The sequence below is a fragment of the Ruania alkalisoli genome, assembly GCF_014960965.1.
Lineage (GTDB): Bacteria > Actinomycetota > Actinomycetes > Actinomycetales > Beutenbergiaceae > Ruania > Ruania alkalisoli.
Genome location: NZ_CP063169.1, coordinates 1,633,543 through 1,646,952 on the forward strand (window position 1 = coordinate 1,633,543; position 13,410 = coordinate 1,646,952).

Below are 13,410 nucleotides of genomic sequence, written 5' to 3' on the forward strand. Positions count from 1 at the left end.
CGCCGCAAGGAGCACACCATGACCGCAGCCGACCAGCAGCGCCGGCACCTCGTTGTCATCGGCGGTGGGATGGCCGCTCAACGACTCGTCGAGGCACTCGTGGCCCGCGACAGCGACACTGATGGACAGTGGCGGGTCTCGGTCTTCGCCGAGGAGCCCCTCAAGCCCTACGACCGGGTAGCACTGACCTCCTACTTCTCCGCGCGTGACGCCGACGAGCTGACCCTCGGTGATCCGGGACTGTGGGACCAGCCGCACGTGCGCCTGTACCGCGACCGCAAGATCGAGAGCATCGACCGTCAGGCGCAGCAGATCACTGACCGGCTGGGGGAGACGTGGAGTTACGACGAGCTGGTGCTGGCCACCGGCTCCAGTGCAGCGATGCCGCCGATCCCCGGCAACGACCTGCCCGGTGTGTTCGTCTACCGCACGATCGACGACGTCGCTGCGCTGCGTGGGTGGGTCGAGGCCAAGCGTGAGGAGGGGAGAGGCTCGCGTTTCGACCGTCCGGTGAGGGGCGCCGTCATCGGTGGTGGTCTGCTGGGACTGGAGGCTGCCGGGGCGCTGAAGGCGCTCGATGCCCAGGCCACCGTGATCCAGTTCGGCACCCACCTGATGGACGCTCAGATCGACCTCGGCGGAGGTCAGGCGCTCAAGCGCCTCATCAACGACAAGTTCATCGCTGTTCGTACCGACACCGTCACCCAGGAGATGCGGCCCTCCCGGCGCACCGGCCACGTGGGCCGGCTCGACTTCGGCGATGGCGGCCGCCTGGACGTGGACGTGGTCGTGGTCGCGACCGGCGTGCGTCCACGGGATGAGCTCGCCCGGGATGCCGGTCTGGCAATCGGGGAGCGCGGCGGTGCGGTGGTCGATCTGAGCTGCCACACCGAGGACCCGCACATCTGGGCCATCGGCGAGGTCGCCTGTATCGAGGGCCGCTGCATCGGGCTGGTCGCCCCCGGCTACGCGATGGCCGAGGTGGTCGCCGATCGGCTCTTGGGCGGCCAGGCCACCTTCCCGGGAGCCGACACTGCGACGAAACTCAAGTTGCAGGGCGTGGATGTCGCGAGTTTCGGTGACGCCTTCGCCCGCACCGAGGATTCGATGGAGATCGTCTACGCCGACCCGGTGGCGGGGATCTACAAGAAACTCGTGATGTCGGACGACGGCAAGACTCTGCTCGGCGGTGTGTTCGTCGGCGATGTGGCTGCCTATGCAAGTCTGCGCCCGCTGCAGGGGTCCGAGTTGCCGGGGGATCCGTCGTCCTACATCACGCCTGCCGGCTCCGGTGACGGACTGGCCGGGTTGGAGCTGCCCGACGACGCCGGCGTCTGCTCGTGCAACAACGTCTCGGCCGGCACCATCCGATCGGCGGTGACCGAGCAGGGATGCACCGATCTGGCCGGCGTGAAGGCATGCACGAGGGCGGGCACCAGCTGTGGGTCGTGCCTGCCGCTGGTCAAGAAGATCACCACCACCGAGCTCGAGAAAGCCGGGGTTGAGGTCTCCAACGCGCTGTGCGAGCACTTCGAGCTCTCCCGCGCCCAGCTCTTCGACGCCGTCCGAGTGGCCGAGCTGCACACGTTCACCGAGATCATCGACCGCTTCGGGTACGTGCCTGAGGGCGCCGCCGATGCCGGACGTGGGTGCGACATCTGCAAGCCGGTCATCGCCTCGATCCTGGCCTCGCTCGGCAACGGGCACATCCTCGACGGTGAGCAGGAGACCCTGCAGGACACCAACGACCACGTGATGGCCAACATGCAGAAGGACGGCACCTACTCGGTGGTGCCGCGGGTCCCAGGCGGGGAGATCACCCCGGATGGGTTGCTGGTGATCGGGCAGGTGGCCAAGGACTTCGGCCTCTACACCAAGATCACCGGCGGCCAGCGCATCGATATGTTCGGGGCGCGGATCGAACAGCTGCCGCAGATCTGGCGGCGCCTGGTCGAGCACGGGTTCGAGTCCGGGCACGCCTACGGCAAGTCGCTGCGGACGGTGAAGTCGTGCGTCGGGTCCACCTGGTGCCGGTATGGCGTGCAGGACTCGGTGGCGATGGCCGTCGAGCTGGAGCTGCGCTACCGGGGGCTGCGTTCACCGCACAAACTCAAGCTCGGCGTCTCCGGCTGTGCACGGGAGTGCGCCGAGGCACGCGGTAAGGACGTCGGCGTCATCGCGACCGACAAGGGCTGGAACGTCTACGTCGGCGGCAATGGAGGATTCACGCCGCGCCACGCGCAGCTGCTCGCCGAGGACCTCACCTCGGAGGAGCTGCTGCGCACGATCGACCGATTCCTCATGTACTACATCCGCACCGCAGACCGCTTGCAGCGCACCGCCGCGTGGATCGAGGACGTCGAGGGCGGTCTGGAGGGGGTACGTGAGGTGATCATGGACGACAGCCTCGGCATCGCCGCCGACCTCGACGAGGCGATGAGCCGGCACGTGGGTGCCTACCGGGACGAGTGGCGCGCCGTGCTGGAGGACCCGGAGAAGCTGAGCCGGTTCTCCTCATTCGTGAACGCCCCCACGACACCTGACCCCGACCTCGCCTACGCCTCTGAGCGTGGGCAGATCCGGCCGGCCACGCCGCAGGAGCGGGACGCAGACGAGGACCTGATCCGGCCGGTGCTGATCGCCGGGACCACGCTGGAGGTACGCGCATGACCCGGAGTAGCACGAGCGAGCAGACGTCCGGACCGACGCCGTCGACGTGGGTGGCGGTGTGCCAGCGTGCCGAGCTAGGTGTGGAACGTGGGATCGCCGCCCTCGTCGACGGGCAGCAGATGGCTCTGTTCCGCCTCCGGGACGACTCGGTGCACGCGGTGCAACAGCGAGATCCCTTCAGTGGGGCGAATGTGATGTCCCGGGGCATCGTCGGCACCCGGCAGGGTGAGCCGACGGTCGCCGGCCCGATGTACAAGCAGGTGTTCTCGTTGCGAACCGGCGCATGCCTGGAGCGGGGGAGCTACGAACCGGTCGACGACAGTGCCGATCTGCGGACCTGGGACGTCCAGGTGCTGGACGGTGTCGTCCATGTCCGTGCACCTCACAACCGTTCGGTGGAGGATGTGAAGTCATGACGAGCTTGTTCGGCCTCGATCTGGCCGACCGCACCGTGCTGATCGCCGGTGGCGGTCCGGTCGCGGCTCGTCGCGCCCAGACGCTCGCGGACGAGGGGGCACTGCTGCGAGTCGTCGCACCGTACGTGTGCGAGGACTTGTCGGACCTGCTGCGTCTGATGCCCGACCGGGCGGAGTGGCTCGAGCGAGATGTCCAGGCATCCGACCTGGATGGGGTGTGGCTCGCGCTCGCCGCGACCGATTCGAAGGTCGCCAATGCCGATGTGGCGGTATGGGCCGAGCAGCACCGGGTGTTCTGCGTCAACGCCGGGGCCGCGCACGAGGGCACCGCCCGGACCCCGGCGACGACGCGCTCGGGAGACCTGCTGGTGGGGGTGGTCACCGACGTCTCACGCACCCCGGTGGGCGTTGGCGCGGATCCGCGCCGGGTGGCGTCGGTCCGGGATCAGATCGGGGACCTGCTGCGGGCGGGCGTCGATCAGCGCCGGCAGCGTCCTGCCACGGGGCAGGTGACGCTCGTGGGAGGGGGACCGGGCGCCGTCGACCTGCTGACCATCCGGGGCCGGCAGGCCCTCGCACAAGCGGATGTGGTGGTCACTGACCGGCTCGGACCTGTGGACGTGCTCGCCGATCTCGCGCCCGGTGTCGAGGTCATCAACGTCGGAAAGACCCCCGGGCATCACCCGGTGCCGCAGCACGAGATCAACACCATCCTGGTGGAGCAAGCCCAGCGCGGGCGCCAGGTGGTCCGGCTCAAGGGCGGAGACCCGTTCGTCTTCGGGCGTGGTGGCGAAGAGGCCATCGCGTGCCGTGAGGCGGGTGTTCCGGTGCACGTGGTGCCGGGGATCAGCAGTGCACTGTCGGTGCCCGCGCTGGCGGGGATCCCGCTGACACATCGGGGGACATCGGCCTCCTTCCACGTGACGACTGGTCACGCGGGCCTCGACCGCGCCGCGGCAGTCGCTGTCGCCGAGGGGGCGACGCTGGTGGTGCTGATGGGTGTCTCGAAGCTGGCGACGATCGCGGCGCAGGCGGTGGAGGCGGGCGCGCGGGCGGACTGCCCGGTCGCAGTGGTCGAGCGTGGGTCCACGCCGCACGAGCGGATCACTCGTAGCACTCTGGAGCGCGTGGCCGACGAGGCCGGGCGAGTGGGGGTACGGGCGCCGGCGATCATCGTGATCGGGGACGTGGCCGACGAGGACAGGCTTGGGCCTACATGAGCGAGGGTGAGTCCGTCCGCCCCAACCTGCACCAGGTGATGGCCGGGTGTACCGTGCTGCTCACCGCCGACCGGCGCAAAGGCGAGCTGGCGGCGGCCCTGGAACGCCGTGGAGCGAATGTGCGGCACGCGCCGGCGCTGAGCATCACCTCGCATGTCGATGACGAGTTGCTGGTCGCGGACACGCGGCGGTTGATCGACGAACCACCGGATGTGGTGGTGGTGACCACCGGTATCGGCTTTCGCGGGTGGGTGGAGGCGGCGGATGCGCACGGCATCGCCGAGCCTTTCCTGGCGGTGTTGGAGAAGTCGCGGATCGTCGCTCGCGGGCCGAAGGCGCGTGGTGCCATTCAGGCGGCGGGCCTGACCGCGGACTGGGTGGCCGAGTCGGAGACGTCGGCAGAGATCGCGGATGTGCTGCTGGGGGAGGGTGTCGCCGGTTTACGGGTGGCTGTGCAGCACCACGGTGCCGGTGCCGACGGGCTCGATGTGGTGTTCGCCGAGGCCGGGGCCGAGGTATGCAGCCTGGTCGTCTACCGTTGGGGACCGCCGCCAGACCCGGTCGCCTTGCGGGACTCGGTGCATGCGGCGGCCGACGGCGAGATCGATGCGGTGGTCTTCACCTCGGCTCCCGGGGCGGAGGCGTGGCTGAGCGCTGCCGAGGCCGAAAGCGTGGACGCCGGTGTGCTGGCACGCTTCAAGGACTGGTCGATGCTGCCGGCCGCGGTCGGGCCGGTGACGGCTAAGCCGTTGGAGCACCGCGGTGTCACGCCGCTGCAGCCGGAGCGGGGTCGCCTGGGTGCCCTGGTGCGTGCGTTGGTGGCGCACTACGAGCATGCGGAGACCGTGGCCCTGTGCACCCCTGTCGGCGCGTTGCAGATCCGCTCCCGGGTCGCAGTGCTGGACGGGCAGGTGCTGCCGCTCTCGCCGAGCGGTATCGCGGTGCTGCGGCTTCTCGCCGCGTCCGCGGGCGGAGTGGTCTCCCGAGCGGACGTGCTCGCTGCCCTTCCTGGCGAGTCGACAGATCCGCATGCGGCTGAGGTCGCGATCGCCCGGCTGCGGGAGGCGGCAGGCAAGGAACTCATCAAGACCGTGGTCAAGCGTGGCTACCGGCTGGAGCTGACGTCCGCGTGACCGTGTGGCACGACCGTGTGGCCCCGGTGATGGTCGCGTCAGCGGGGCGCTGGGGCTTTCGCGCGCGCCCGTGCTGTGAATGCGGCTGACCCGATGATGGCACCGACTCCGAACACCAGCAGTGCCCCGTTCACCAGGTCACCCCGCGGCGCGATGTAGGCATCCGTGAGCACCGGATCACCGTCGACCGACCACGTGCACGTCAGGCGGGTAGGCATCGCTGCGAGGCGGGCATCGGCGAGGGAGAGCGAGGGCTTGCCCTCGATCGCTACCGGGATGGCGTCGGCACGGTTCGCGCAGATCAGTTCGGGTCCGGTCTTCAGCCCGGACAGGTAGGTGAGCGTGCCACCGAGGATTCCCAGGATGATCAGCACGGCTCCCACGGTACGAACCAGGCGTGCCACAGGATGCGGCTGCTGGTTGGCGATCAGGTCTCCCATGGCGCCCAGGTTCACATACATGCCAGCGGCCCCGCAGAGCGTGGCTCGGCAGGGTCCGGGGCGGCACAGTCAGAATGGGGGAGGGTCGAGCCACTCATCGACCGCTGGCCGATTTGCTCTGGGCGCAGGGTCGACCTGCGTGTCGTAGATCTGCGTGCCGGAGGGCTGTGTGTTCGCTGCAGGTACCAAGCGTGCCGGATCCGAGATCGGTCGATCGGGTGGTTCCGCCCGGTCCCGGTGGGCGGCGTGTCCGCATGGGGTATCGGGTGCCGCATGGCTCGGGACACGGGTGGGGACCGCGAAGGTTCCGCGCCCGTCCACAAGCCACAACTCACCGCCGGGCGAGGTCCATAGGTACGTCCCGGGGGTGACCATCACGTAGGACCACGAGCCATGCGTCTTTGCTCGATGATGGCGACGACATAACGGCGCCAGATTGCACCCGCAGGTAGGCCCACCCTGCTCGAACGGGACGATGTGGTCGAGGTCGCAGGCCCGGGCGCGCCGAGTGCATGAAGGAAAGACACAGTGCGGGTCGCGCATGGCCACCTGGCGGCGCAGCCGGCCCGGAATCTCGTAGCACTCGGCCGGGTAGTGGCCGGCGAGATCGACCACGGGGCGTACCAACACCTTCGTTCCGGGTGAGCCGCACCAGGCCCTGATCTGCTCGGCCGAGACCGGCGAGCGCGTGTTCTCGCACCTGCCGACCGCACCTGAGCCGGGACCGGATTCGAGGGCGGGGTCGAGCGCCGGGTTGAGGGCGTCGACGCCCAGATGCAGGACGAGTTCGATCCTGCGCCCTGGGTCGCCCGGGACCGGGGCCCTCACGTCCAGGCTCCCGCCATTCGTGTCCGGTCGTTGGCCGTCAATGCCGGAGAGCTGCTCAACCACACCCTCGGGGCGGCTGACCGGTGGCGGACCGGCGGATTCCAGATCGCTCTCGGTGCGCTCGGCCGACGGCAGCGGCAGCATCAGATCCCTGCGCGCGATCTCACCCACAGCACGGGCACGGCGGGCGTCGAGGCTCTCAGTGCACCCGAGCGCCTGCAGCTGGGCGGCGCTCGCGGACACCGCGGCATCGAGGTCGAGCGCATCGGCCAGGTCGATCATGCCCTCGACGGCCGCGGTTCCTGCCGCGCCGATCAGGTCCGGTCCACCGGGTTCATCAAGGTGGATGTCGAAGTGCCGATGCTCGTCCGCCTCGCGCCGCCGTGCCTCGGCAGCCTCGGCGTCGAATCGGTCCAGTGCGGCAGCGACCGCGCGCTGCACCTGGGCTCCGGAGCAGGAACCGATGACCGGGGCGAGCTGGGCGTCGACCCAGGCTGCGCCGTCGGGAGGGAGGATCCGCGTGCTACGGGCGACTTCCCGTGCCCGCCACAGGCGCACCTGCCCGGACGAGACCCGGTCCCACAGGTGTGGCAACCGGAATGCGAGCTCGGTCACCTCCCCGACGTAGCCACGTGCCGCATCCGGCGACATGCACAACGTGGCCGCGACCTCGCAGAACTCCAGATCCGGGACCAACGGAGCGCCCGGGCCCGCTAGCTGCATCGGTGCCTCCAGCCCGGCCAGCGCTGGTCGCTCGATCGGCTCGTCCGGCCCGATCACGCGCTCGGTCGACTCCGGACCGGCGTCGGGGATGGCGTGCTCGGCGACCCAGGCCACCACCAGCCGTGCCGTCTCCACCTCCCACGCCGACGCCGCAGTCCGGGCGTACCGCAACGACGACAGCACGCTCCGCGGCGCGTCTACCGCGGGTGCCAAGGGAGGTGTCGTCGTCATGGTTCGACTCAACCATCGACCACTGACATTGAGCGTGGGTGGTGAGTCCGCGGGTGGGCCGAACTGCTACCCGGCGCTTTCGGGTGCCTGGTCCGCGCAGTCCAGAGGTGGTCCGACGACGAACCGTGGCCTCTAGCAATGCCGGGGGAGGCAATCCTCCAGCCGTCCTCGGGAAGGTGAGGGCCGCCGTCGGGGTTAGATTCGACATACCCCATCGAAAGGACGCACCCGATGCTGCCCCTCACCCTCGGCTACAAGGCCTCCGCCGAACAGTTCGGCCCCCGTGAACTCGTCGAACTGGGCGTTGCTGCCGAGGCGCATGGCATGGATTCTGTCGCGATCAGTGACCACTTCCAGCCGTGGCGGCATGAGGGAGGTCACGCCCCGTTCTCGCTCGCATGGATGGCGGCGGTCGGGGAGCGCACCGAGCGAATCACGATCGGCACCTCCGTCATGACGCCCACGTTCCGGTACAACCCGGCCGTACTCGCTCAGGCGTTCGCCACGATGGGCATGCTCTACCCCGGCCGGATCATGCTCGGCGTCGGCTCCGGGGAGGCCCTGAACGAGATTGCCACCGGCTTCCAGGGCCCAGGGGACCAGCAGTGGCCGGAGTTCAAGGAGCGCTTCGCCCGCCTGCGCGAGGCGGTCCGGCTGATGCGGGCGCTCTGGTCGGGGGAGCGGGTGGACTTCGACGGCGAGTACTACTCCACCCACGGCGCCAGCATCTACGACACCCCCGATGGCGGCATCCCGGTCTACATCGCCGCCGGTGGCCCGATGGTCGCCCGCTACGCCGGGCGAGCCGGGGATGGGTTCATCTGCACCTCCGGCAAGGGGATGGACCTCTACACCGAGAAGCTCCTGCCCGCGGTGGCCGAAGGTGCCGCAAAGGCCGAGCGCGACGCCGAGCAGATCGACAGGATGATCGAGATCAAGATCTCCTATGACACCGACCCCGAGCTCGCGCTGGAGAACACCCGGTTCTGGTCCCCGCTCTCCCTCAGCGCCGAGCAGAAGCACTCCATCAACGACCCGATCGAGATGGAGCGCGCCGCCGATGCCCTGCCGATCGAGCAGATCGCAAAGCGGTGGATCGTCGCCTCCGACCCCGACGACGCCGTGGAGCAGGCGCTCGCCTACCGTCGCATCGGGTTCAACCATCTCGTCTTCCACGCCCCGGGCCACGACCAGCGGCGCTTCCTCGAGCTGTTCGAGCGCGACCTGGCGCCGCGGTTGCACGCCGCTGAGTGAGCGCGCCGCCACACCGCGAGACGGATGTAACACGGCCGTCACTGCCTCGCCCGGATGTGGAAACCTGAGGGTCCTATCGTCACGTTCGTGACGACCACCGATGTGGCTCCACCCGAGGACCCGATGATCACCGACCAGCCGCTAGCGACCCCACCGGTGCTGCTCGCGTGCTCGCACGGGACGTCCTCTCCGGCCGGGCAGCGGGCGATCGAAGCGTTGGTGGAGGTCGTCGCCACCCGTGCGCCGGAGCTTCCCGTCTCCGCTGCATTCGTGGACGTGCAGGATCCGGACGTTCCCTCCACGCTCGACGCGCTCGGAGAGTCTCAGGTGCAGGTGGTGCCGCTGCTGCTCTCGGCCGGCTATCACGTGCACGTCGACCTCGCCGAGGCCGTGGAGGGCCGTGACCACGCTCGCGTCACCGGTGCGTTAGGCCCCGATTCCCGGCTGGTGCGTCTGCTCGCACGCCGCCTGCACGAGGCGGGGCTGCGCGAGGAGGATGCCGTGGTGCTCGCTGCTGCCGGATCGTCCAACACCAGCGCTGTGGCGGACTGCCGGCATGTGGGGGAGGAACTGGCCGCCACGCTGGGCCGCCGGGTCACCACGGCGTTTCTCTCCGCGGCACAGCCGCGCCTTCCCGACGCCGTAACCCAGGCCCGTAGCCGCCTCACCTCACCCAGTGCCCGGGTGGTGGTGGCCACCTACCTCCTCGCGCCGGGATACTTCGCCGATCTCGCAGCCGCCTCGGGAGCCGATGTGGTCACCCCGCCGCTGCTTACCGACGACGAACCCCCTGCCACCGAGCTGGTCGAGATCGTGCTTGACCGGTACCGGGGTCGCTGAGCAGTCTCACTCGACCCGCAGCACGACCTTTCCGGTCGTGGATCCGGATTCGACCGCCTCATGCGCGGCGGCCGCCTGATTCCACGGCAGCACCCGGTCGATGATCACCTCGAACCGGCCCTCGGTGAGGAGCCGGGCCACCTCCTCGAGCGCATACCAGGCACGCCCCTCCGACCCGTCGGAGACGATCGCATCCGTCTCGCCGGAGAAGTCGGCGATGGTCACCACCCGGCGCGCATCGCCGGTCAGCTCGATCAGCTCCGCAGCCGCGCCCTTCCCTGCCAGGTCTGCGCCCAGCAGCTGGTCCGCCGCGAGCCGAGCGTCGTCGAGTCCAGCCTCCTCGAGCACCGCCCGCACCCGGCCGGCCAGCCCCGGACCGTAGGTTGTCGGCAGCCCACCCAGGCGACGCACCAGCTCGTGTTTCCGCTCCGAGGCGGTGCCCACTACGTGCAGGCCACGGGCAGCGGCCAGCTGTACCAGCGCCGTCCCGACGCCGCCGGAGGCACCGTCGACCACCAGCACCTGGCCCTCCTGCGCGCTCAGTGCCTGCAGAATGCGCGCCGCTGTCTCGGCCACGGTCACCACAGCGGCCCCCTGCTCACTGGAGACGCCCTCCGGAGTGCGCCAGAACGCCGTCAGGGTGGCGTGCTCGGCCGTGACGGAGGTCCCGGCGCCGAACACGCGCTGGCCGATCTCATACCCCTGCACGCCCTCACCGATCTCGTCCACCACTCCGGCGGCGTCGAAGCCCGGGATGCGCGGGGCACGCAGCAGCCGCCCGGGCTTGGCCATCGCTCCCGAGCGCAGGGTGGCGTCGATGGGGTTCACTGCCGCCGCCTCGACGGCGATACGCACCTCACCGGGACCGGCGTGCGGCTCGTCCGCCTCACCCAGGGTCAAGACGTCAGGTCCACCGAAAGTGTCGTACTGAAGTGCGCGCACGAGAAGCTCCGATCTCGCTACTTGGGCTGCTTCGGTTCGGGAGGCAGCAGTTCACCGGTCACGCCGATCGCACCGGCGTCAGCCTCGGTCGACGTGGTGACTGTCAACGCCCCGGCCACACGCCCGGCTGACTTCAGGTCACCGGCCACCGCCGCGACCAGCGCCTGCTGGCCAGAAGGAACGGTCAGTTCGGCCGACACGAACGAGGTGCGCTGGGAGACCTTGGCTTCCGACTTCACCTTCCGCATCGCGGCCAGGGCGGCACCGGCGGCCGGCAGCAACGCCGGATCCCCGTCTGCGGCAGCCTGCCGGAGTGTGTCGGCCGTGGGCCAGGCGGCGCGGTGCACCGACCCCTCCCGCCACCAGGACCAGACCTCTTCGGTGGCGAACGGCAGGAACGGGGCGAACAGGCGCAACAGCGTGTCGAGGGACAACCACAGCGCCGCCCTGGCACTCGCGATCGCCTCCGGGCTCACCGCGGCGGCCTCACCACCGTAGGCACGATCCTTGACCAGCTCCAGGTAGTCGTCGGTGAAGGTCCAGAAGAACGACTCCGACAGCTCCAGCGCCCGCGCGTGGTCGAACGCTTCGAATGCTGCGCTCGCCTTATCCACCACGCCCGCCAGCTCGGCCAGCACAGCGCGGTCGATCGGCTCGGTCACCGCCGCCGGGTCCAGTGTCACCTGCGAATCACCGGCGAAGGACAGTGCGAACTTGCTGGCGTTCAGCAGCTTGATCGCCAGCCGGCGCCCGATCTTCATCTGGCCCTCGTCGAAGGCCGTATCCGCGCCCAGGCGCGCCGAGGCCGACCAGTAGCGGACAGCGTCGGAGCCGTGCTGCTCGAGTAGCCCGAGCGGTGTGACCACGTTCCCCTTCGACTTCGACATCTTCTTGCGGTCCGGGTCCAGGATCCAGCCCGAGATGGCGGCGCGACGCCAGGGCAGGCAGTCGTGCTCAGCGTTGGCGCGCACCACGGTGGAGAACAGCCAGGTGCGGATGATGTCGTGCCCCTGCGGGCGCACGTCGTAGGGGAAGACGGTCTCGAAGAACTCCGGGTCGCGCTCCCAGCGCCCCGCCAGCTGCGGTGTCAGTGACGAGGTGGCCCAGGTGTCGAGCACGTCCGGATCGCCCGCGAAGCCGCCCGGCTTCCCGCGCTGTTCGGCCGTGTAGCCCTCGGGCACATCGGTGGCCGGGTCGATCGGCAGCTGGTCCTCCGTGGGCACCAGCGGATCGTTGTAGAGCACCTCGCCCGCATCGTTCAAGCGGTACCAGACCGGGAACGGCACGCCGAAGAACCGCTGCCGGGAGAGCAGCCAGTCGCCGGTGAGACCGTCCACCCAGTTCTCATAGCGGGACTCCATGTGCCCCGGGTACCAGGTGATCTCCTTGCCGCGCTTGACCAGCGACTCGCGCAGATCGGCATCGCGGCCCCCGTTGCGCACGTACCACTGCCGGGAGGAGACGATCTCTAGCGGCTTGTCGCCCTTCTCGAAGAACTTCACCGGGTGGGAGATCTTCCGCGGCTCGCCGTGCAGATCCCCGGACTCGGTGAGCAGCTCCACCATCGTCTTCTGCGCGGAGAACACCGTCAGCCCCACCAGGCGCTCGTAGGCAGCCAGCCCCCCGGCGGAGGTGATCTCGGCGGGCGGCTCGGCCAGGATCCGGCCGTCGCGGCCGATGATGGTACGCGTAGGCAGGTTCAACTCCCGCCACCACGTGACGTCGGTCGTGTCACCGAAGGTGCAGATCATCGCGATCCCGGCGCCCTTCTCCGGGTCAGCCAGCTGGTGGGCGAGCACCGGCACCTCCACCCCAAACACCGGGGAGGTGGCCGTGGAGCCGAACAACGGCTGGTAGCGCTCGTCGTCGGGATGGGCCACTAGCGCCACACACGCGGCGAGAAGTTCCGGACGGGTGGTCTCGATGAACACGGGACCGTCAGCGCTGTGGAAGGAGATCCGGTGATACGCGCCCTCGCGCTCTCGGTCCTCCAACTCGGCCTGCGCCACCGCCGTCTGGAAGGTGACATCCCACAGGGTCGGCGCCTCGATCTGGTACGCCTCACCCCGCGCGAGCTGACGCAGGAAGGCGCGCTGCGACGTCTGCTGCGCCACGGGTGAGATGGTCTGGTACGTCTGCGCCCAGTCCACGCTCAGCCCCAGGTAGCGGAAGACCCGCTCGAAGCTCTTCTCGTCCTCGGCCGCCAGCGTCAGGCACAGCTCGACGAAGTTCTGCCGCGAGACGGGAGTGGGGCGGTGCTTCTTCGGCACGTCGCCTTCGTACGGCGGGGTGAAGTCCGGGTCGTAGGGCAGGGAGGTGTCCACCTGCACCCCGTAGTAGTTCTGCACCCGCCGTTCGGTGGGCAGGCCGTTGTCGTCCCAGCCCATCGGGTAGAACACCTCGCGGCCGCGCATCCGCTGGTAGCGGGCCATGCAGTCGGTGTGGGTGTAGGAGAACACGTGCCCGATGTGCAGCGAGCCTGACGCCGTCGGGGGCGGGGTGTCGATCGAGAACACCTGCTCGCGCGGGCGCGTGCGGTCGAAGGCGTAGGTGCCGTTCTCGCCCCACGCCTGCGACCAGCGGTCCTCAAGGCCGTCGAGCGAAGGCTTCTCCGGTACCTGAGCGACCGGGCGGAGGGGCTCGGTCACGGCGGTGGCAGGGTTCGGGATGTTCTCGCTCATGGTGCCTGATCATCCCAGATCCTCCCGGCGCC

10 protein-coding genes are annotated in these 13,410 nt (G+C 69.5%); 6 read left to right on the top strand and 4 right to left on the bottom strand.

From position 1 onward, the window contains the following. Nucleotides 1–18: 18 nt before the first annotated feature. From nirB to IM660_RS07105, 4 genes are read left to right on the top strand one after another with little or no spacing between them, the layout of a single operon-like run. The gene (gene nirB / locus IM660_RS07090) at nucleotides 19–2,670 is read left to right on the top strand and encodes a nitrite reductase large subunit NirB (RefSeq protein WP_193498648.1); all 2,652 of its coding nucleotides are present in this window, start codon (nucleotides 19–21) and stop codon (nucleotides 2,668–2,670) included. After that, on the top strand, nucleotides 2,667–3,086 hold the full coding sequence (gene nirD / locus IM660_RS07095; RefSeq protein WP_193498649.1) for a nitrite reductase small subunit NirD: 420 nt from the start codon (nucleotides 2,667–2,669) through the stop codon (nucleotides 3,084–3,086). Before nirB ends, nirD begins: the two co-directional genes overlap by 4 nt. Continuing rightward, a complete protein-coding gene (gene cobA, locus IM660_RS07100) occupies nucleotides 3,083–4,306 on the top strand; it encodes a uroporphyrinogen-III C-methyltransferase (RefSeq protein ID WP_193498650.1) in 1,224 nt (407 codons plus the stop codon). The genes nirD and cobA overlap by 4 nt, the downstream gene beginning before the upstream one ends. Then, on the top strand, nucleotides 4,303–5,439 hold the full coding sequence (locus IM660_RS07105) for a uroporphyrinogen-III synthase (RefSeq protein WP_246465194.1): 1,137 nt from the start codon (nucleotides 4,303–4,305) through the stop codon (nucleotides 5,437–5,439). The genes cobA and IM660_RS07105 overlap by 4 nt, the downstream gene beginning before the upstream one ends. Before the next feature lie 38 nt (nucleotides 5,440–5,477). Here the strand turns inward: IM660_RS07105 and IM660_RS07110 are convergent, their stop codons facing one another. Further along, complete coding sequence (locus IM660_RS07110; protein WP_193498651.1) at nucleotides 5,478–5,879, bottom strand: hypothetical protein; 402 nt, start codon at nucleotides 5,877–5,879, stop codon at nucleotides 5,478–5,480. A gap of 69 nt (nucleotides 5,880–5,948) precedes the next feature. Continuing rightward, complete coding sequence (locus IM660_RS07115) at nucleotides 5,949–7,661, bottom strand: HNH endonuclease signature motif containing protein (protein ID WP_193498652.1); 1,713 nt, start codon at nucleotides 7,659–7,661, stop codon at nucleotides 5,949–5,951. A 231-nt stretch (nucleotides 7,662–7,892) separates the two neighbouring features. Here IM660_RS07115 and fgd point away from each other — a divergent pair, with 231 nt between their 5' ends. After that, nucleotides 7,893–8,915 (top strand): glucose-6-phosphate dehydrogenase (coenzyme-F420), encoded by a 1,023-nt coding sequence (gene fgd / locus IM660_RS07120; protein ID WP_193498653.1) that lies wholly within the window; start codon nucleotides 7,893–7,895, stop codon nucleotides 8,913–8,915. 87 nt (nucleotides 8,916–9,002) lie between these two features. After that, nucleotides 9,003–9,755, top strand: a complete 753-nt coding sequence (locus IM660_RS07125; RefSeq protein WP_343072080.1) for a sirohydrochlorin chelatase — start codon at nucleotides 9,003–9,005, stop codon at nucleotides 9,753–9,755. A gap of 6 nt (nucleotides 9,756–9,761) precedes the next feature. On the opposite strand, the gene IM660_RS07130 is transcribed toward IM660_RS07125, so the two are convergent. Both IM660_RS07130 and valS read right to left on the bottom strand, forming a co-directional pair. After that, nucleotides 9,762–10,697 carry an NADP-dependent oxidoreductase gene (locus tag IM660_RS07130; RefSeq protein WP_193498654.1) on the bottom strand — a complete coding sequence of 312 codons (936 nt, stop codon included), beginning with the start codon at nucleotides 10,695–10,697 and terminating at the stop codon, nucleotides 9,762–9,764. A gap of 17 nt (nucleotides 10,698–10,714) precedes the next feature. Beyond that, complete coding sequence (gene valS / locus IM660_RS07135; RefSeq protein ID WP_193498655.1) at nucleotides 10,715–13,378, bottom strand: valine--tRNA ligase; 2,664 nt, start codon at nucleotides 13,376–13,378, stop codon at nucleotides 10,715–10,717. Nucleotides 13,379–13,410 lie beyond the last annotated feature (32 nt).